The following is a 19325-nucleotide window of genomic DNA, read 5'->3' on the forward strand; positions in this document are numbered from 1 at the left end:
GGGAGAAGCGATGGCCATGCCAGGAGATCCGCCGAGCGGCACCCCCGAGGGTGCCGGCGGGGCCGACGACGAGTTCCGGGCCGACGAGTACCGGTCGGTGGTGTTCGACGAGGACTTCGTCCGGGCTGCCCGGCTCCAGGAGTTCTCGGCACAGGAGCGCATGGGCGAGCACGCCCGCGCCGTACGGAGCCGCTCGATCTGGTCGACCGGCGGAGGCCATCCGGGACCCCGCGGCGGCTCCGGCGGCGGTGCGGCCCGGCAGGGCCGGATCATCGTGCTGTGCATCGCCCTGGCGCTCGCCGGCGCCGTCTACATGGGGCTGCGCAATCCCTACGTGCCGCCCGCCGGGGATCCGGCCGAGGCGATGAGCAGCACCGTCGTCCCGCTCGCGCCCTCCGCGCCCGTGCCGGGCGGCCGGCCCGCCGACCTGTACGCGCAGAGTCCGGCGGCCCAGTACCGCATCGGGGCGGCCGGGATCACCTTTCCCGCCGTGCGCCGTACCCGCCACTTCACCGAGGAGCAGGTCCAAACCGCTCTGACCATCGCCAAGGACTACCTGGTGCAGTCCTCGCTGGACCCCGACGTCCTGTCCGGCGAGGCCTCCCGGCCGGTGCGCGTCCTGCTCGACCCCGACCAGTTGACGCAGTTCGACCAGAGCATGCTCGTGCCGGCCGGCAACGGGCGGCACGCCGTCACGGGCTGGCTCGTCCGCTTCGACCCGGCGACCGCCGTGGTGGCCGACACCCGGGTCCGGGTCAGCGGGGTCCTCGCCGCGGCGGAGACCGCCCCGAACGCGCTGGAGGTGACCTCCGACCACACCTTCGTCTACGCCGTGCGCCCGGCCACCGGCCAGCCGGCCGCGGCGGACGGGGCCTCGCTCTTCACCGTCCGCCGGGAGCTGCGCATGCGCTTCGACCGCGACGACCTCACGGCCCGGCGCGCGGAGCTCGTCTCGGCCTACGTCATGGCGGGCCCGCAGGACTGTTCCGCCGACCCGGCCGGAGGCTTCCGCCCGCTGACCGCCGGCGCCGGGCCGACCACCACCGGGCCGGCCGCGAGCGACCCGTACGCCAGTGGCAGTCCGCGCCGCACGGCCGGGCTGTGCGGCGTGCTCGCGCCGACGGCCGCGCCGGAGCCGCCGGAGCCGCCGCAGTCACAGACCCCGGCGTCCCCGGCCGCCCCGGGGCAGGGCGTCAGCCCTGCTCCGTAGCGCCGTCCTTGCCCGTGCCCGTGCCCGTGCCCGTGCCCTTGTCCTCGCCGCCGCCGGCGCTGCTGCTGCCGCCCGTGCCCGTGGCGCCCATACCCGAGAACCTGTCCCGCAGCTTGCCGCCCAGGTCCGCCGTACCGCCGGCGATGTCGCCGACCAGCTTCATCAGCGGGTCCTTGCTCGTGCGCACCGTGTCGGCGTAGTGCGCGGCGGACTGCCGGAAGGAGTCGGTCACCGAGGTGTCCTTGTCGTCCTCGCGCCGCGGGTAGTGGCCGTCCATGATCCGCTGGTGGTCCCGGGTCTGCGACCACTTCTTCAGCTCGGCCGCCCGCACCGTCGTGAAGGGGTGCGTCCGGGGCAGCACGTTGAGGATCTTCAGTACGGAGTCGCGCAGATCGCCGCTCCGCTCGTACTCCTCGGCCTGGGCGAGGAACGCGTCGACATTCATCTCGTGGAGGTGGTTGCCGCCCGCGAGCTTCATCAGCCCGCGCATCGAGGCGTGCACGTCCTGTCCCACCAGCAGCCCCGCCCGGTCCGCGGACAGCTCCGACTTGCGGAACCACTCGCGCAGCGCCGTCACGAGCCCCATGATCGCCACGTTGCCCAGCGGGATCCACGCGACCTTGAGCGCGAGGGTCGTCAGGAACAGCAGGATGGTGCGGTACACGGCGTGCCCCGACAGGGCGTGGCCCACCTCGTGGCCCACCACCGCCCGCATCTCCTCCTCGTCGAGCAGCTCGACGAGGCCCGTGGTGACCACGATGATCGGCTCGTCCAGCCCGATGCACATGGCATTGGGCTTCGGGTCCTGCTGCACGTACATCTGCGGGACCTTCTCCAGGTCCAGGATGTAGCAGGCGTCCAGGAGCATCGCGTGCAGGTGCGGGAACTGCGTCTCGCCCACCCGGACGGAGTCCGACAGGAAGAGCAGTCGCAGACTGCGCTCCGGCAGCAGCCCGCTCAGTGCCTTGAAGACCGTGTCGAAGCCGGTCAGCTTGCGCAGGGCCACGAGCGCGGACCGGTCCGCCGGATGCTCGTACGCCCGTGAGGAAATACCGGGGAACCTCTTGCGGTCCCGCGCCGGTGCCTTCTCGAATCCAGTCCCCGTCATAGCGCCCTCCCCGTTGGTGTGTGCGGCTGGCCGCCCGTCTATCCTCTCCAACGCCTGAGTCGACGTGAGCGTGCCCCAGGCCCCCGCATACGATGTGAGCGAAATCTCCGCCCGCTCCCCGACTCGATAGGTACCTGCCTGATGAGCCTCGCCTCCACCGCCCACAACCTGGTCGTCCTCGCCTCCGAGGGAGCCGAGCACCACGGCGGCAACCACGACAGCCTGAACCCGTACCTGACCGGCGGCGCGGCCCTCGGCATCCTCTTCCTGATGCTGTGGGTCACCACGCGCATGAACCGGGACCGCTGAACCGCCATACGACGAGTACGCGCCCGTAGGCGGGTCCCTGCCGCGTCACCGGGCCAGTAGGCTCTGCGCTCATGGGAGAGCAGGAAATGCCGACCGGCCCGGTCAAGCGCAGGCTCGGGGTGATGGGCGGGACATTCGACCCGATCCACCACGGACACCTGGTGGCCGCCAGTGAGGTGGCCGCGCTGTTCCACCTCGACGAGGTGATGTTCGTTCCGACCGGCGAGCCGTGGCAGAAGTCGCAGCGGGCCGTGTCGTCCGCCGAGGACCGGTATCTGATGACGGTCATCGCGACCGCCTCGAACCCGCAGTTTTCGGTGAGCCGCATCGACATCGACCGCGGCGGCCCGACGTACACGATCGACACCCTGAGGGACCTGAGCGCCCTCAACGACGACGCCGACCTCTTCTTCATCACCGGTGCCGACGCCCTCGCCCAGATCCTGACCTGGCGGAACGCCGAGGAGCTCTTCGCCCTCGCGCACTTCATCGGCGTCACCCGGCCGGGCCACGTGCTCACCGACGACGGCCTGCCCGAGGGAGGCGTCTCCCTCGTCGAGGTTCCGGCGCTGGCCATTTCGTCCACGGACTGCCGTGCCCGCGTGGCCAAGGGGGATCCTGTCTGGTACCTCGTGCCCGACGGCGTGGTCCGCTACATCGACAAGCGTGAGCTGTACCGGGGAGCCTGAGCTTCCGGAGAGAGGGGCCCCGCGGTGAACGACCGACACGAGCCGTACGACCCGTATGCCGGCCAGGAGCAGCAGCTCGTCGGCTACGACGTGTACGGGCGGCCGCTGTACGGCCAGGTGCCCGCGCAGCCCGCCCCCGACCCGGCGCCCCCCTACGAGCAGCAACAGCAGTACGAGCAGGGCTACGGCTACGACTACCAGGGGTACGGCGGGCAGCAGGCCCCGCAGCCCCAGCAGCAGGCCCCGCAGTACTACCCGCAGCAGCCCCAGCAGCAGTACCCCCAGGCCTCCCAGACCCCGCAGTACGGGTACGACACCCAGGCGGGGCAGCAGTACGACACCCAGGCCACCCAGCAGTGGATCCCGCAGCAGGTCGCCCCCGAGGCCCCGGCGCAGGCGCCCCTGCGGGCCCCCGCGCCCGAGCCGGAGTTCCGTCCCGCCGCCGCGCAGGTCCCGGAGCCCCGCCGGGCCGACGGGCCGGACGGACAGGGCGGGCTCGGCCAGGGGACCTCGTACCGCACCGAGCAGTTCGCCTTCATCGATCAGCCGGACGAGGACTCCGAGGACGTCATCGACTGGCTCGCCTTCACCGAGAGCCGGACCGAGCGCCGCGAGGAGGCCCGTCGGCGCGGCCGCAACCGGGTGGTGGCGCTGATCGTCGTCCTGGCCGTCTTCGTCGTCGCGGGCCTCGGCTACCTCTGGTACGCGGGCAAGCTGCCGTTCCTGGAAGGCCCCGGCAAGGCGTCGAACGGCGCGGCCGCCACGGGTCCGCAGAAGCGCGACATGATCGTCGTGCACCTGCACAACACCAAGAAGGGCGGCACCTCCACGGCGCTGCTCGTCGACAACGTGACCACCAAGCAGGGCGCCACCGTCCTCGTGCCGAACACGCTGAACGTCACCAAGGACGACGGCACCACCGCACAGCTGGGCAAGGCCGTCGAGGACGGCGGCCTGGGCGTACGGGAATCCCTCGACTCGGTCTTCGGCACCCGCATCGGCGGCACCTGGCGGCTGGACACCCCCTTCCTGGAGAACTTCGTCGAGCTGGTCGGAGGCATCGAGGTCGACACCGACGTGGCCGTCCCGGCGGACGACGCGGCGAAGGTGCCCGCCGTCGGCCAGGGCCCCAAGCAGAGCCTCAGCGGTGCGATGGCCGTCGCCTACGCCACGTACCGGGTGCAGGGCGAGCCGGAGGCCAAGCAGCTGGACCGGCTCGGCAAGGTCCTGCTGGGCCTGCTGCGCAAGGTGCCCGGCGATCCGAAGTCGGCGGCGATGACGGTGGAGACCACTGGCCAGATCCTGGACCCGGCGCTGAACGCGCAGACGCTGGGCGCGCTGCTGTCCAAGCTCGGCGAGCACGCCAAGGTGGGCGCGTACCGCACCGACGTGCTCGGGGTGAAGCCGGACGGCGGCCTCACGGACGAGGCCAACAAGAAGGTGGTCAAGGAGGTCCTCGGCGGCTCCGTCACGGAGGCCCAGCCCGGGGCCCTGCCGCGGGTCGGTCTGAAGGACGCGACCGGCGACGACAAGACGAACACGGCGGCGAAGGCGGCCCTGCTCAACGGCGGCTACACCCTGGTGGACGGCGGCAAGGCCGACAAGACCGCGCCCGCGTCGCAGATCACCTACCAGGACGACGCGCAGCGGGACAAGGCGATCGAGGTCGCCAAGACGCTGGGACTGCCCGAGACGGCCGTGAAGAAGGCCGAGAACGCGGTGAACGCGGACGTCGTGGTGACGCTGGGCAAGGATTACAAACCGTCCTGAGCCCTTCCGAGGCCTACTGCGACCTACTCCGGCAGGACCCTTCGGACACGGCCCCGCCCGCGCGGCACGCTGCGCGCGGGCGGCGTCGGCGGTACATGAGACCCTAGTAAGGATCTGCCCGCCAACCCGAAAGCATGGCCAGTGACCGCCACGGACCGCTCCATCGAGCTCATCACCGCCGCCGCCCAGGCCGCGGCCGACCGGCTCGCGCACGACATCATCGCGTACGACGTCAGCGACGTGCTGTCGATCACCGATGCCTTCCTGCTCGCTTCGGCTCCCAACGACCGCCAGGTCAAGTCGATCGTCGACGAGATCGAGGAGAAGCTCCAGAAGGAGCTGGGCGCCAAGCCGGTGCGCCGCGAAGGCGACCGCGACGCGCGCTGGATCCTGCTCGACTACATCGACATCGTCGTCCACGTGCAGCACAGCGAGGAGCGCGTCTTCTACGCGCTGGAGCGCCTGTGGAAGGACTGCCCCGAGATCGACCTCCCCGAGGACGCCAAGCTCACCAAGGGCAAGGCCGAGGAGCACGCCGCGCTGCGCGCCGCGCAGGGCGACGACGAACTGGACGGTGATCTGTTCTGAGCGCGACCCACGACGGCACGACCCCTGAGGGTGTGACCCGCGCAGGTACGGCCGGCGACGGTACGACCGGCGGCGGTACGACCAGCGGCAACGGCCGGACCAGCCGCAAGATCGTCCTGTGGCGGCACGGCCAGACCTCCTGGAACCTGGAGCGGCGCTTCCAGGGCTCCACGGACATCGAGCTGACCGAGGCCGGTGTGGCGCAGGCGCGCCGTGCCGCCCGGCTGCTCGCCTCGCTGAAGCCCGACGCCATCGTCGCCTCGGACCTGATGCGCGCCGCTGCCACGGCTGCCGAGCTGGCGGACGTCACGGGTCTGGCGGTGACGCACGACGAGGCGCTGCGCGAGACGTACGCCGGCGAATGGCAGGGCCTCACGCACGACGAGATCCTGGACAAGTACGGCGACCAGTACGCGGCGTGGAAGCGCGGCGAGGCGGTCCGCCGCGGTGGTGGCGAGCTGGAGACCGAGGTCGCCGACCGGGCCGCGCCGGTGGTGCTGGAACACGCCGACCGGCTGCCCCCCGGCGGCACGCTCGTGGTGGTCAGCCACGGCGGCACCATCCGTACGACGATCGGCCGCCTGCTGGGTCTTGAGTCGTACTACTGGGAGGGCCTGGGCGGGCTCTCCAACTGCTGCTGGTCCGTGCTGGGCGAGGGCGCGCGCGGCTGGCGGCTGATGGAACACAACGCCGGCACGCTGCCCGAACCGGTGCTCGGCGACGACGACTGAGCCCACCTCGGAGCGGCTCCCACCCGGATTTCACTTTCCGGCTGGTCACAGGCTAGAGTTCTTCTTGTTCGCAGCGCAGAACACCGGAAACGGGGGGAGCGTCGCGAAGAGCGGGGCTATAGCTCAGTTGGTAGAGCGCCTGCATGGCATGCAGGAGGTCTGGAGTTCAATTCTCCATAGCTCCACAATCAAGATCCCGTCCCCAACAGGGGGCGGGATCTTTGCTTTTGTCCACAGCTGCCCGAGCGAGCACCGGCATGGCAGAATCGGACGGCCGGAGGGGGACACGACGGCCCGACGCGGGAGGGAGTCGCTGACGGATGGGTGCACACCGGCGGCGGTGCGACTGGTGCAACAACGGCACGCCGATCGTGCGGGACATGGAGCCGGTCAATCCCGACTACCAGTACTGGTGCGAGGAATGCGCGCGGGCGCTGATCATAAAAGGCGACCCGATCGAGACGTACCGCGAGCTGGAGGGCGAGCCGATCTACGGGCGGCTGCTCGACGAGCACTGCACGCTGAAGCGGTTCTACCAGTTCGCGCGTGCGTGACGCGGTTCGCGCGTGTGTGTGGCGCAGGGACGTGCGGCTCGGCAGAGTATGTGACGAACCGACACGAAACGGACATGGCCCCGGACCCTCGGAAACCGATTTTTGGACCAGGGCCATCACCGTGTAATGTTTGGGATGTCGCCAAGGGGAACCGGAAACGGGCCACGGAGCGGCAGGCAAGACGAGGGGCTATAGCTCAGTTGGTAGAGCGCCTGCATGGCATGCAGGAGGTCTGGAGTTCAATTCTCCATAGCTCCACAGTGAAGAAGCGGGGCCCCGGGGAGGGTGGCGCGCGTGTGGTTTTGCGGCCCCCGGCCGGGCGGGGTCCCCGGACCCCCCGGGTGTCCCACCCCGCCCCCCCCCGCCCCCGCCCCCCCGCTTCTCGTTGTGCGTCCACCGGCCGGAAGCGCAGAGCACCGCCGGGGGCCGCTGCGGTACCCTGACGCCATGCGTGCCGTACGCCTTCTGCTTACCGAGCCGCGCTGAACAGTTCCGACCCCACGAAGCGGTCGGCCCCGGCGCGGCGCCCCCTCCTGTGCGAGGGGTTTTTTCGTTTGGGCAGCAGAACCGGCAGAGACGATCGATGGAGCTTCAGGAATCATGAGCGAGACGAACACCCCGGCCCCCGAGGCGGCCGAGGCGCACCGTTACACGGCTGCCGTGGCCGCCGACATCGAGGCACGCTGGCAGGACGTATGGGACGCGCAGGGCACGTACGAGGCCCCGAACCCGACCGGTGACCTGGCCGGTGACGCGGCAGTGGTGGCGCGCCCGAAGAAGTTCATCATGGACATGTTCCCGTACCCCTCGGGTGCGGGCCTGCACGTCGGCCACCCGCTCGGGTACATCGCCACCGACGTCTTCGCCCGCCACCAGCGGATGACCGGCCACAACGTCCTGCACACCCTGGGCTTCGACGCCTTCGGCCTGCCGGCCGAGCAGTACGCCGTGCAGACCGGCACGCACCCGCGCGTGTCGACCGAGGCGAACATCGAGAACATGAAGGTCCAGCTGCGCCGGCTGGGCCTGGGCCACGACAAGCGCCGGTCGTTCGCGACGATCGACCCGGACTACTACAAGTGGACCCAGTGGATCTTCCTGCAGATCTACAACTCCTGGTACGACGCGGACGCCGCGAAGGCCCGGCCCATCGCCGAGCTGGTCGCCTCCTTCGAGGACGGCTCCCGTGAGCTGCCCGGCGGCGCCTCCTGGGCGGCGCTGAGCGCGGCCGAGCGGGCCGACGTGCTGAACGGGTACCGGCTGGCGTACGCCTCGGACGCGCCCGTCAACTGGTGCCCCGGGCTGGGTACCGTACTGGCCAACGAGGAAGTCACCGCCGACGGCCGGTCCGAGCGCGGCAACTTCCCCGTCTTCAAGTCCAAGCTGAGCCAGTGGAACATGCGGATCACGGCCTACGCCGACCGCCTGATCGACGACCTGGACGCGCTGGACTGGCCCGAGGCAATCAAGCTGCAGCAGCGCAACTGGATCGGCCGCAGCGAGGGCGCGCGCGTGGACTTCGCGGTCGGCGACGGCGAAGCCATCACGGTCTTCACCACCCGCCCCGACACGCTGTTCGGTGCCACCTACATGGTGCTGGCCCCCGAGCACGACCTGGTCCAGAAGATCGTCCCGGCGGAGTGGCCCGAGGGCACCCACCAGCTGTGGACCGGCGGCAACGCGACCCCGGCCGAGGCCGTGGACTCGTACCGCAAGCAGGCCGCCGCGAAGTCGGACGTCGAGCGGCAGGCCGAGGCCAAGGACAAGACCGGTGTCTTCACCGGCGCGTACGCGACCAACCCGGTCAGCGGCGACCAGGTGCCCGTCTTCATCGCGGACTACGTGCTGATGGGCTACGGCACCGGCGCGATCATGGCCGTCCCGGCGCACGACAGCCGCGACTTCGAGTTCGCGCGCGCCTTCGAGCTGCCGATGCGCTGCGTCGTCCAGCCCACGGACGACCGTGACGCCGACCCGCTGGAGTGGGAGGGCGCGTTCTCCTCGTACGACGGCACGATCGTCAACTCGACGGGCGAGGGCATCGCGCTGGACGGCCTGGGCGTGGTCGAGGCCAAGGCCGTGATCACCGACTGGCTGGCCGAGCGCGGCATCGGCGAGGGAACCGTCAACTTCCGGCTGCGCGACTGGCTGTTCAGCCGTCAGCGCTACTGGGGCGAGCCCTTCCCGATCGTCTACGACGAGGACGGCGTCGCCTACCCGCTGCCCGCGTCGATGCTGCCGCTGGAGCTGCCGGAGGTCGAGGACTACTCGCCGCGCACCTTCGAGCCCGACGACGCGGCCTCCCAGCCGGAGACCCCGCTGTCGCGCAACCAGGCGTGGGTCAACGTCGAGCTGGACCTGGGCGACGGGCGCGGGGTGCGCCCGTTCCGGCGCGAGACCAACACCATGCCGAACTGGGCCGGCTCCTGCTGGTACGAGCTGCGCTACCTGGACCCGAACAACAGCTCGGCCCTGGTCGACCCGGAGATCGAGCAGTACTGGATGGGCCCGCGCGAGGGCCAGCCGCACGGCGGCGTCGACCTGTACGTGGGCGGCGCCGAGCACGCGGTGCTGCACCTGCTGTACGCGCGCTTCTGGTCCAAGGTGCTGTTCGACCTGGGCCACGTCTCCTCGGTGGAGCCGTTCCACAAGCTGTTCAACCAGGGCATGATCCAGGCGTACGCGTACACCGACTCGCGCGGTGTGTACGTTCCGGCGGCCGAGGTCGAGGAGCGCGACGGCGGCTACTTCTACCAGGGCGAGCCGGTCAAGCGTGAGCACGGCAAGATGGGCAAGTCCCTGAAGAACGCCGTCACGCCGGACGAGATCTGCGAGGAGTACGGCGCGGACACCCTGCGCCTGTACGAGATGGCGATGGGCCCGCTGGACGTCTCGCGTCCCTGGGACACCCGTGCCGTCGTCGGCCAGTACCGGCTGCTGCAGCGCCTGTGGCGCAACGTGGTGGACGAGGAGACGGGCGCCGTGACGGTCGTCGACGCGGAGCCGGACGAGGCCACCCTGCGCGCGCTGCACAAGGCGATCGACGGGGTCGGCGGCGACATGGCCGGACTGCGGTTCAACACCGCCATCGCGAAGATCACCGAGCTGAACAACACCCTGACGAAGGCGGGCCGGCCGCTGGAGCGCTCGGTCGCGGAGCGGCTGGTGCTGCTGGTGGCCCCGCTGGCGCCGCACATCGCCGAGGAGCTGTGGCAGCGGCTGGGCCACGCCGAGTCGGTCGTCCACCAGGACTTCCCGGTCGCGGACCCGGCGTACGTGGTGGACGAGAGCGTCACGTGCGTCGTTCAGGTCAAGGGCAAGGTCAAGGCCCGCCTGGAGGTGTCTCCGGCCATCTCCGACGCCGAGCTGGAGCAGCTGGCGCTGGGCGACGAGACGGTCGTGGCGGCGCTGGGCGGGGCGGAGATCCGCAAGGTGATCGTGCGCGCGCCGAAGCTGGTGAACATCGTCGTCTGAGGCCCTGGGCCGAGGCGTCTAGGGGTATTCCCGTACGGGCAGGTTGGGGGTTCGATTGGAACCCGCGGCCTGCCCGTGGCGTTTACGGTGGAAGGGACGTAAACGGCTGGGGAAGGGACCCTCATGGAGGCGGCTTTTATCATCGTGGCCCTGGTGCTGCTGTTCGCCTTCCTGGGGCTCGGTGTCTACGTGACGACGAAGGTGGTCAAGGCCGCTGCGCGCGGCGTGGACCGGACCATCACCCAGGCACGCCGCACGGTGGAGGACACCACCCTGAAGGCCCGCAGCTTCGGCCAGGTCGGTGTCCCGGGCGCGCTGGCCACGCTGCGGCTGGACCTGCGGAATTCGATGCGGGCGACGCAGCAGGCGCTGTACGACGGGGTCCAGGCGGACGCCTCGCTGAAGGAGTCGATCGGGCTGTTCGAGCGGCTGAGTGCGCACGGGCACGAACTGGACGGCGAACTGAAGCGCCTGGAGGCGGAGCCCGACCGGCAGCGGATCGCGGCGGTCCTGCCGGACCTGCGGGAGCGCACGGCGCGGATCACGCAGGCCTCGGACTCGCTGCGCTGGGCGGCGCGCGACCGTGCGCGGCGCTTCGCGGAAGACGACCTGTCGCAGCTGTCGGCCCAGATCGACGTCGAGTCGGGCGCCCTGAGGGACTGGTCCCGCCCCTCGGTCGACGACCTCCCCCACTCCACGCCCACGCCGCCTACGACTCCCACGTGGAACACCCCCCAGCCCGCAGCCCTCTCGGAACCCACTCCGACCCCCCAGTACCCCTGGCAGAAGACCCGCCGCCCGGAAGCGACGACCTGAGGCGGAGCCGGGGCCGGGGCGGCACTTTCAGCCTCGCCGGCGTTGGAGGCACGGAGTCTGGGGCGGCGCCCAGGGGGTCCGGGCGGCGCCCGGGGGCGCCTGTCAGCCGGTCCGGCGTTCGAGGGTCGGGTCCGGGCGGCGCCCGGGGGCGGCGAGCGGGCTCCGGGGCGGAGCCCGAGGGGGTTCGGGCGGAGCCCGGGGACCCCTGTCTGCCGGTCCGGCGTTTGAGGACCGGGGTCCGGGCAGCGCCCGGGGAACGGTGGAAGGGCGGGTAGGGGACTTCGCCCCGCAGGGCCGAACACCAGCCGCCGCAGCCGGCCGGAGTCGGGGCGACAGCCCGACGGGAGCCGGGGCGATAGCCCGCCCGGGGCTTGGCGGGGGCCCGGTGGAACCTCGGCGGCGGCCCGTCGGCACCTCGGCGGGGGCCAGGCGGAACCGTGGGTGGGAGCCCGGCGGGAGGCCACCCGGAGCCGTGGCCGGAGCGGCACCGGTGGACCCGGGCTGCCGGAACGCCCCCACTGCCGGTAACCTCCGCCTCATGTCCCGCCATGTCGCGATCGTCACGGATTCCACGGCCTACCTGCCCCAACCGGCCATGGCGCGGCACGGAATCACCTCCGTCCCGCTGACCGTGGTCCTCGGCGACGAGGCCCTGGAAGAGGGCACCGAGATCTCGGCCAGGAGCCTCGCCCTGGCCCTGCAGAAGCGCCGCTCGGTCACCACCTCCCGCCCCAGCCCCGAGGACTTCGTCCGGGCCTACCGGGCGGCCGTGGAGGCCGGTGCGACCGGCATCGTCAGCCTGCACCTGTCGGCGGAGTTCTCCGGCACCTACGACGCTGCCGTGCTCGCCGCGAAGAGCGCCACGGTGCCCGTCCGCGTCGTCGACACCGGCATGGTCGCCATGGCCCTCGGCTTCTGCGCGCTGGCCGCGGCGGAGGCGTCCGAAGCCGGGGGTTCCCTCGACGAAGTCGTCGCCGCCGCGGAGAAGCGGGCCGCCGGCATGTCCGCGTACTTCTACGTCGACACCCTCGACTACCTTCGCCGCGGCGGCCGCATCGGGGCCGCGCAGGCCCTGCTCGGCTCGGCGCTCGCGGTCAAGCCGCTGCTGACGCTGGACGGCGGGCGGATCGAGATGCTGGAGAAGGTGCGTACGGCCTCCAAGGCCATAGCCCGCCTGGAGGAGCTGGCCGTCGAGCGTGCCGGCTCCGGCCCCGTCGACGTGGCCGTGCACCACCTCGCGGCCCCGGAACGCGCGGAGAAGCTCGCGCAGAGGCTTCGCGAGCGCATCCCCGGGCTGGTCGAGCTGCACGTCAGCGAGGTCGGCGCGGTGATCGGGGCACACACCGGACCGGGGTTGTTGGCGGCGGTCGTCTCCCCGCGCTGATCACTGGATCGAGTGACGGAGATATCCACAACGCCCGGGTCATCCACCGGAATTGAGGCTTCCGAACGCGTGCCGCGGCTCGGCCCTACCGTCGTGGCATGACTCTTCGTACGCGCACGTCAGGTCCCGCCGGCGCCACCAGTGGCCCCGGCCGTTCCCGCCTCTCCGACAGCCGTCTGCGGCATCGCCGCGGACAGCGACCCGGACGCCCCGACCCCGCGGTCGTGCGGCGCCGGGCCGAGGCCCTGCTCGGAGCGGGCCGTCCTCCGGGCGCTCCGCCGCCGCCGACCGGGGACACCTCGGCGGAGGTGGCACCGCCGGGAGCCCGCTCCGTCGGGGCGGTGGCCGGGGGCGGGGCGGCGGCCTGGCCGGATCCACTGGTCAGGCCCGATCCGGCGGCCCGGGCGGATGAGCCTGCCCGGAGCGAGGTGGCTGCCCGGAGCGAGGCGCCTGCCCGGGGCGAGGTGCTTGCCCGGGGAGGGGCGGCGGCCCGAGGAGAGGTGGCGGCCGCCCGGGGAGGGGCGGCGGCCGGCGGCGGGGCGGCGGCTCCGCCCGAGGGTCGGGAGGTGCCCGGCGGGGCTTTGCGGTGGCTCGCGGTGCGGGAGCGGCTGCCCGTGTGGCTGCAGACCCGCTGCGGGGTGGAGCCGCGCACGGTGGCAGCCGTCTCGGTGGTGCTCATCGTCGCCGTCGGGTTCGCCGTACAGCAGTACGGGGCGTCCCGGCCCCGCCCGGTGACCGCACCGGCCGTGGTGGCCCCCGCGGCGGCCGCCCTGCCGGCCCCGACCGCGGCGCGGACGGGCCCCGGCGCCGGTCCCATCCTGGTGGACGTCAGCGGCAAGGTCCGTGACCCGGGGGTGCGCAAGCTGCCTCCCGGCTCGCGCGTGGAGGATGCCTTGGTCGCCGCCGGGGGAGTGCGGCCCGGGACGGACACCACCGGCCTGAACCGGGCCCGCGTCCTGATGGACGGCGAACAGGTACTGGTGGGCGCTCCGGCCCCGCCACCGCCGACGGGCCGGGGAGGTCCGGCGGCGGGGCCGCTGAGCCTCGGCACGGCCACGGCCGAGCAACTGGACGGCCTGCCCGGCGTCGGCCCGGTCCTCGCACAGCACATCGTGGACTTCCGCACGGTGCGCGGGGGCTTCCGCTCCGTGGAGGAGCTCCGACAGGTCAACGGGATCGGCGAGCGCCGCTTCGCCGACCTGCGCGAGCTGGTGCGGCCATGAGTCGCCACGGCGGCCCGGGGCGGGGTCCGGCCGGGCGGGGCCCAAGCGAGCACGGGCCGGCAGGGCGGGGTCCTCGTGAGCGGGCTGCGACCGGGCGGGAGCGGGCTGCGCCGGGTCCGGCCGGGTGGGGTAGGCGTGCGCGGGATACGAGTGCGCGGGATACGGCCGGGCGGGGTGAGAGTGCGTGGGGTGCGGCCGAGCAGGAGCCTGCCGGGCAAGGTTCGGGCGGACGGGGCCCGCGTGTGCGAGGTTGGAGCGGGCGAGAGCGGGCCGCGCTGGGTGCGGCCGGGCGGGGTGTGAGTGCGCGGGGTGAGGCTGGGCGGGAGGCTGCGGACCCGGGGCCGCCGGGGCGGGAGAAGACCGTGCCGGGGCTGGCCGGGCGGGGTGTGAGTGCGCGGGGTGAGGCTGGGCGGGAGGCTGCGGACCCGGGGCCGCCGGGGCGGGAGAGGACCGTGCCGGGGTCGGGCGGGCGGGGTGCTAGCGCGCGGGGTGCGGTCGGGCAGGAACCTGCGGGACAGGGTTCGGGCGGGCGGGATCCGAGGGAGCGGGATCCGAGCGGGCCGGATCCGAGCGGGCCGGATGGGAGTGAGGGAGGTTCGGGCGGGCGGGAGCAAGGGGCGGGGGATGTGGGGCCCCTGGATTTGCGGCTGGTGGGGCCGGCTCTTGCCGTGTGGGGGGCGGCCGCCGTGGGGCTGGGGGTACCCGTCGGAGGGAGTGTCGCGGCGGCGGGGATGGGCGTGGGTGCGGCCGGGGTGCTCATGCTGGTCGGCCGGAGGCGCTCCGGGCCGTTCCGGACGGCCGTGGCGGCGGCGCTGCTCTGCGCGGCCGCCGGGGCCGGGGTGGCGGGGCTCCAGCGGGCCGAGGCGCGGGCCGGGCCGGTCCCGGAGCTGGCCCGGGACCATGCCCGGGTGCTCGCGGATCTCACCGTGGACTCCGATCCGCGGACGGCCCGGACCGGGAGCGGGCCGCCGGTGGTGGTGCTCGACGCGGTGGTGACCCGGGTGACCGGGCCCGATGGCGCCCGGACCCGGGTGTCGACTCCGGTGCGGGTGCTGGCGGGGCATCCGGGGTGGGCCCGGTTGCAGCCCTCGACACGGGTCGCGGTGGTGGCCCGGCTGGCCCCGGCGCGGGGCGGGGAGCGGGCCGTCGCCCTGCTCCGGCCGGCCGGGGACGCCCCGCCGCGGTTGACCGGCGGTCCGGACACCGTGCAGCGGATCGCCGGGCGGCTGCGGGCCGGGCTGCGCGAGGTCACCGACGGGCTGGCCCCGGACGCCAGGGCCCTGCTGCCCGGGCTGGTGGTGGGGGACACCTCCCGGGTGGAGCCCGATCTGCACGACGCGTTCCGCGCCACCGATCTGCTGCACCTGCTGGCCGTCTCCGGGTCCAACCTGACCGTGGTGCTCTTCCTCCTCATCGGCGCCCCGGCCCGCGCGCAGCAGGCCGAGCGGGGCGGGCTGGCGCCGCGGCTGGGGCTCTCGTTGCGGGCGACGGCCCTGTGCGGGGTGGCGCTGACCCTGGCCTTCGTCGTGGTGTGCCGGCCGGAGCCCAGCGTGCTGCGGGCGGCGGCCTGCGGCTCGGTCACCCTGCTGGCCATCGCCACCGGGCGGCGCAGGTCCCTGATCCCGGCGCTGGCCGCCGCCGTCCTGCTGCTGGTGCTCTACGACCCCTGGCTGGCCCGGAGCTACGGCTTCCTCCTCTCCGTCCTGGCCACCGGGGCCCTGCTGACGCTGGCTCCCCGATGGAGCGAGGCCCTGCAGCGGCGCGGGATGCGGCCCCGCTTGGCCGAGGCGCTCGCGGCCGCGGCGGCGGCCCAGGCGGTGTGCGCGCCGGTCGTGGCGGTGCTGTCGGCCCGGGTGAGCCTGGTGGCGGTGCCCTGCAACCTGCTGGCCGAGCTGGCGGCGGGACCCGCCACGGTCCTGGGGTTCGCCGCGCTGGCGGCGGCCCCGGTGTGCCGGCCGGTGGCCGAGGTGCTCGCCCGGTGTGCGGGCGTGCCCGCCGGGTGGATCGCCGCCGTGGCCCGGGGCGGTGCGGGACTGCCCGGGGCGGAGCTGGGCTGGCCCGGCGGGGTGGGCGGAGGGTTGCTGCTCGCCGCGGCCACCTTCGCGGCGGTGGTGCTCGGCAGGCGGTTCGGCCGTGGGCGATGGCTCGCCTCCGCCCTGGCCGTGGTGCTGCTCCTCGCCGTACTGAGGCCGCCGCTGGTCACTCGTACGGTCAAAGGCTGGCCGCCGCCCGACTGGATCTACACCCAGTGCGCGGTGGGCCAGGGGGACGCCGCCGTGCTCGCGGTCGGCCCGGGGACGGCCGTGGTGGTGGACGCGGGCCCCGAGCCGGGGCCGGTGGACGCCTGCCTGAGGGAGCTGGGCGTGAGCCGGGTGCCGCTGATCCTGCTGACCCACTTCCACGCCGACCACGTGGGCGGGTTGCCGGGGGTGCTCAGGGGCCGCTCGGTGGGTGTGGTGCAAGTCACCGGACTGGAAGAACCGCCCGGGCAGGCCGCGTTCGTACGGCGGACGGCGGCGGCCGCAGGGGTTCCCCTCGTCCGTGCCCTGGAGGGGGAACGGCGCCGGGCCGGGCCGCTGGAGTGGCAGGTGCTGTGGCCGCCGGCCGGGGACGCTCCGCCCGAGGGACCCAACGACGCGAGCGTGGCCCTGCTGGTGCGCGGCGCGGGCCTGACCCTGCTCCTGCTGGGCGACCTCGAACCGGGCTCCCAGCAGGCCCTGCTGAGGAACCATCCGGAACTGGGGCCGGTCGACGTCCTCAAGGTCGCCCACCACGGCAGCGCCCATCAGGATCCCGGACTGTACGAGCGGATCCGGCCGCGCCTCGCGATCGTCCCGGTGGGCGCCGGGAACCGGTACGGGCACCCCGCGGCGGGTACGCTCGCCCGGCTGCGGGAGTCGGGTGCGGCCGTGCTGCGCACGGACGAGGACGGTTCGGTCGCCGTCACCGGCAGCGGCCCGGCGCTGCGGGCCTTCCCGGCCATTCGGCGACGGATCCGGCACGGGCATACCAGGAGTCACCACTCCGTTTGCCCACAACCCGGCAGCATGATCGAATGCGTTTTCGCCAGAGCGGTCCAAGCCCACACAGCACGGGGGTGCATGAACCATGTTCAGTCGCAGGCGGGGGATGGAGACGGCGGGAAGCGCCAGTCCCCAGACATCCGCGACACTGACGCTTCCTCATACCGCGCGGCTGCTCAGCTGCCGGGTGCTCGACACGGTCCACCAGCCGGTCCGGCAGGCCAAGTTCGAGGTGACCGACCCGATAGGCCGACGGATCGTCAGCGGGGAGACCGACCCGTACGGCGGGTTCACGGCGGCGGTGCCGGCGGGCGAGTACCGGCTGGCCGTCACGGCCGAGGGTTACGCGCCCTTCCACGGGGCGACGCTGGTGGGGGACCCGGCGCAGCCCGGTACCGGGGAGATCGTGCTGGACTCGGTGGATCCGCCGCTGCTGCCGCAGCCGGGCCACTGGGAGCTCGACCCGGGTCATTCGTCGATCGGGTTCTCGGCCCGGCACATCGGCTTCGCCCGGATCAACGGCCGGTTCAACACCTTCGCCGGCGCGGTGCGGATAGCCGACCGCATGGAGGACTCCTCCATGCGCGTGATCATCGACGCGGCGAGCATCGACACCGGGCTGCGGATGCGGGACGACCACCTGCGTTCCGCGGACTTCCTGGACGCGGCCCGCTACCCGACGGTGGAGTTCTACAGCGAGCGGTTCATCCACCGCAGCGGCAGCCACTGGTCCGTGGCGGGCGCCCTCACCCTCCACGGGGTCAGCCGGTCCGTCACCCTGGACACCCAGTACCTGGGTCTGGGCACGGGCCTGGAGGGCGAGCCGAGGGCGGCCTGCCGGGCGACGGCCGAACTGAACCGCGAGGACTTCACGCTGAACTGGCAGTCGATCCTGGCGCACGGGATCGCGGCGATCGGCTCGAACGTGGAAGTGGCCCTGGACATGCAGGTCGTGCACAAGGCCTGACGGGGCGGGGTCCGACCGCTACGGGGACTCGAGCCAGCCGTCGTACTCGGCGACGAGCTCGTCCAGGGCCGTGGCGTCCAGCCGCTCGCGCGGGTCCTCGACGACCACCAGCCACTGGGCGTCCTCGGCGTCGTCCTCGCCGGCGAGGGCGTCGCGGACCAGCTGCGGTTCCTCCGGGAGTCCGAAGCGGTCGACCACCTCCCGCGCCACCTCCTCGGCGGTGTCGCGGTCGGGCAGGACCAGTACATGTCGCACGTTCACCCGGACATTCTCGGGTATGGGGGAGAGCGCTGCGGAAGGGGGCCGCGGAAGGGGGGCCGGGACGCGAGGGTCTGTCAGTGCGGCGTGGGATGCTGGAGGCGATGGCCACCAGGAAGAATTCCACCGACGATCCGCTCGCCCCGATCACCCTCGCGGTGGGGCAGGAGGACCTGCTGCTCGACCGCGCAGTGCGGGAGGTCGTGACGGCGGCGCGAGCCGCCGATGCCGACACGGACGTGCGTGACCTCGCCTCCGAACAGCTCCAGCCCGGCACCCTGGCCGAGTTGACCAGCCCCTCGCTCTTCTCGGAGCGCAAGGTGCTCGTCGTGCGCAATGCGCAGGACCTCTCGGCCGACACGGTCAAGGAGGTCAAGGCGTACCTCGCCGCGCCGTTCGAGGAGATCGCCCTCGTCCTCCTGCATGCGGGCGGCGTCAAGGGCAAGGGCCTGCTGGACGCCGCGCGCAAGGCGGGTGCCCGCGAGATCGCCTGCCCGAAGATGACGAAGCCGGCGGACCGGATGGCGTTCGTACGGGGAGAGTTCCGGACGCTGGGCCGTTCGGCCACGCCCGAGGCCTGCCAGACGCTGGTCGACGCGATCGGCAGCGACCTGCGGGAGCTGGCGAGCGCGGCGGCGCAGCTGTGCGCGGACGTCGAGGGCACGATCGACGAGGCCGTGGTCGGCCGCTACTACACCGGCCGCGCCGAGGCCTCGAGCTTCACGGTCGCCGACCGGGCGGTGGAGGGGCGCGCCGCGGAGGCCCTGGAGGCCCTGCGCTGGTCCCTGTCCACCGGGGTGGCTCCGGTCCTGATCACCAGCGCGCTGGCCCAGGCGGTACGGGCGATCGGAAAGCTGGCCTCGGCCCCGCGAGGTGCCCGCCCCGGGGACCTCGCGCGTGACCTCGGCATGCCGCCGTGGAAGATCGACCGGGTCCGGCAGCAGATGCGGGGGTGGTCGGCGGACGGTGTCGCGGACGCGCTGCGCGCGGTGGCCGCGGCGGACGCGGGGGTCAAGGGCGGGGGCGACGATCCCGAGTACGCACTGGAGAAGGCGGTGGTGGCGGTGGCCCGGGCGGCCCGCCCCCAGCGCGGCTAGGGCCTGTCGTCAAACTCCCTTCTGCCTCGCGGCGTCTGGCACGCGCTCTCGCCGCACCGGGCGAAAGCCAAGTACGTCCGGTACGCAGGCTTCCGCCCGGCGCGCCGAGAGCACGCACCGGACC

At 73.0% G+C, this 19325-nt stretch carries 15 protein-coding genes, 2 tRNA genes and 1 pseudogene; 16 read left to right on the top strand and 2 right to left on the bottom strand.

The genetic code is table 11. The features are described 5' to 3' along the window. Positions 1-10 precede the first annotated feature (10 nt). Positions 11-1210: a hypothetical protein gene (locus ACFVX6_RS31720; protein ID WP_389697318.1), complete on the top strand. Its 1200-nt coding sequence runs from the start codon at positions 11-13 to the stop codon at positions 1208-1210. Here ACFVX6_RS31720 and ACFVX6_RS31725 read toward each other — a convergent pair. Next, a complete protein-coding gene (locus tag ACFVX6_RS31725; RefSeq protein WP_389697320.1) occupies positions 1194-2318 on the bottom strand; it encodes a M48 family metallopeptidase in 1125 nt (374 codons plus the stop codon). The genes ACFVX6_RS31720 and ACFVX6_RS31725 overlap by 17 nt on opposite strands. Positions 2319-2459: 141 nt before the next feature. Here ACFVX6_RS31725 and ACFVX6_RS31730 point away from each other — a divergent pair, with 141 nt between their 5' ends. The 14 genes and pseudogenes from ACFVX6_RS31730 to ACFVX6_RS31795 all read left to right on the top strand — a co-directional run bounded on the left by ACFVX6_RS31730 (position 2460) and on the right by ACFVX6_RS31795 (position 17846). Then, positions 2460-2627, top strand: coding sequence for a hypothetical protein (locus ACFVX6_RS31730; RefSeq protein ID WP_389697322.1), 168 nt, complete (start codon positions 2460-2462; stop codon positions 2625-2627). Between the two features lie 71 nt (positions 2628-2698). Next, positions 2699-3316: a nicotinate-nucleotide adenylyltransferase gene (nadD, locus tag ACFVX6_RS31735; RefSeq protein ID WP_243334788.1), complete on the top strand. Its 618-nt coding sequence runs from the start codon at positions 2699-2701 to the stop codon at positions 3314-3316. Positions 3317-3340: 24 nt separating this feature from the next. Then, complete coding sequence (locus ACFVX6_RS31740; protein ID WP_389697324.1) at positions 3341-5086, top strand: LCP family protein; 1746 nt, start codon at positions 3341-3343, stop codon at positions 5084-5086. 141 nt (positions 5087-5227) lie between these two features. After that, on the top strand, positions 5228-5674 hold the full coding sequence (gene rsfS, locus ACFVX6_RS31745; protein WP_384657615.1) for a ribosome silencing factor: 447 nt from the start codon (positions 5228-5230) through the stop codon (positions 5672-5674). Between the two features lie 32 nt (positions 5675-5706). After that, positions 5707-6405, top strand: coding sequence for a histidine phosphatase family protein (locus tag ACFVX6_RS31750; protein WP_389697326.1), 699 nt, complete (start codon positions 5707-5709; stop codon positions 6403-6405). Between the two features lie 112 nt (positions 6406-6517). Further along, positions 6518-6590 (top strand) — tRNA-Ala (locus tag ACFVX6_RS31755). 135 nt (positions 6591-6725) lie between these two features. Continuing rightward, on the top strand, positions 6726-6959 hold the full coding sequence (locus ACFVX6_RS31760) for a hypothetical protein (RefSeq protein ID WP_007264019.1): 234 nt from the start codon (positions 6726-6728) through the stop codon (positions 6957-6959). 185 nt (positions 6960-7144) lie between these two features. Next, positions 7145-7217: transfer RNA gene (locus ACFVX6_RS31765), tRNA-Ala, on the top strand. A 342-nt stretch (positions 7218-7559) separates the two neighbouring features. Next, positions 7560-10433, top strand: a complete 2874-nt coding sequence (gene leuS, locus ACFVX6_RS31770) for a leucine--tRNA ligase (protein WP_389697328.1) — start codon at positions 7560-7562, stop codon at positions 10431-10433. Between the two features lie 123 nt (positions 10434-10556). Beyond that, positions 10557-11249 (top strand): hypothetical protein, encoded by a 693-nt coding sequence (locus tag ACFVX6_RS31775; protein WP_389697330.1) that lies wholly within the window; start codon positions 10557-10559, stop codon positions 11247-11249. A 538-nt stretch (positions 11250-11787) separates the two neighbouring features. Beyond that, positions 11788-12633, top strand: a complete 846-nt coding sequence (locus tag ACFVX6_RS31780; RefSeq protein WP_389697332.1) for a DegV family protein — start codon at positions 11788-11790, stop codon at positions 12631-12633. 500 nt (positions 12634-13133) lie between these two features. Next, on the top strand, positions 13134-13856 hold the full coding sequence (locus tag ACFVX6_RS31785) for a helix-hairpin-helix domain-containing protein (protein ID WP_389697334.1): 723 nt from the start codon (positions 13134-13136) through the stop codon (positions 13854-13856). A 758-nt stretch (positions 13857-14614) separates the two neighbouring features. Further along, positions 14615-16828: pseudogene (locus tag ACFVX6_RS31790) on the top strand (ComEC/Rec2 family competence protein); the annotation flags it as partial. A 136-nt stretch (positions 16829-16964) separates the two neighbouring features. Further along, on the top strand, positions 16965-17846 hold the full coding sequence (locus tag ACFVX6_RS31795; RefSeq protein ID WP_389697336.1) for a YceI family protein: 882 nt from the start codon (positions 16965-16967) through the stop codon (positions 17844-17846). An 18-nt stretch (positions 17847-17864) separates the two neighbouring features. On the opposite strand, the gene ACFVX6_RS31800 is transcribed toward ACFVX6_RS31795, so the two are convergent. After that, entirely contained in the window at positions 17865-18107 is a 243-nt protein-coding gene (locus ACFVX6_RS31800; RefSeq protein ID WP_389697338.1) for a hypothetical protein, read from the bottom strand. A 101-nt stretch (positions 18108-18208) separates the two neighbouring features. Here ACFVX6_RS31800 and holA point away from each other — a divergent pair, with 101 nt between their 5' ends. Continuing rightward, the gene (holA, locus tag ACFVX6_RS31805) at positions 18209-19201 is read left to right on the top strand and encodes a DNA polymerase III subunit delta (RefSeq protein WP_389697342.1); all 993 of its coding nucleotides are present in this window, start codon (positions 18209-18211) and stop codon (positions 19199-19201) included. The last annotated feature ends 124 nt before the right edge of the window (positions 19202-19325 follow it).

Origin of the sequence: Streptomyces sp. NPDC058289, assembly GCF_042880975.1 — a bacterium.
GTDB classification, from domain to species: Bacteria; Actinomycetota; Actinomycetes; order Streptomycetales; family Streptomycetaceae; genus Streptomyces; species Streptomyces stoeckheimensis.

Bases quoted from the DNA above. Each gene is read 5' to 3' on its own strand.
- ACFVX6_RS31780 (WP_389697332.1), top strand. From the start codon at position 11,788: ATGTCCCGCCATGTCGCGATCGTCACGGATTCCACGGCCTACCTGCCC.
- leuS (WP_389697328.1), top strand. From the start codon at position 7,560: ATGAGCGAGACGAACACCCCGGCCCCCGAGGCGGCCGAGGCGCACCGT.
- ACFVX6_RS31730 (WP_389697322.1), top strand. From the start codon at position 2,460: ATGAGCCTCGCCTCCACCGCCCACAACCTGGTCGTCCTCGCCTCCGAG.
- ACFVX6_RS31795 (WP_389697336.1), top strand. From the start codon at position 16,965: ATGTTCAGTCGCAGGCGGGGGATGGAGACGGCGGGAAGCGCCAGTCCC.
- ACFVX6_RS31760 (WP_007264019.1), top strand. From the start codon at position 6,726: ATGGGTGCACACCGGCGGCGGTGCGACTGGTGCAACAACGGCACGCCG.
- ACFVX6_RS31725 (WP_389697320.1), bottom strand. From the start codon at position 2,318: ATGACGGGGACTGGATTCGAGAAGGCACCGGCGCGGGACCGCAAGAGG.
- ACFVX6_RS31775 (WP_389697330.1), top strand. From the start codon at position 10,557: ATGGAGGCGGCTTTTATCATCGTGGCCCTGGTGCTGCTGTTCGCCTTC.
- holA (WP_389697342.1), top strand. From the start codon at position 18,209: ATGGCCACCAGGAAGAATTCCACCGACGATCCGCTCGCCCCGATCACC.
- nadD (WP_243334788.1), top strand. From the start codon at position 2,699: ATGGGAGAGCAGGAAATGCCGACCGGCCCGGTCAAGCGCAGGCTCGGG.
- ACFVX6_RS31720 (WP_389697318.1), top strand. From the start codon at position 11: ATGGCCATGCCAGGAGATCCGCCGAGCGGCACCCCCGAGGGTGCCGGC.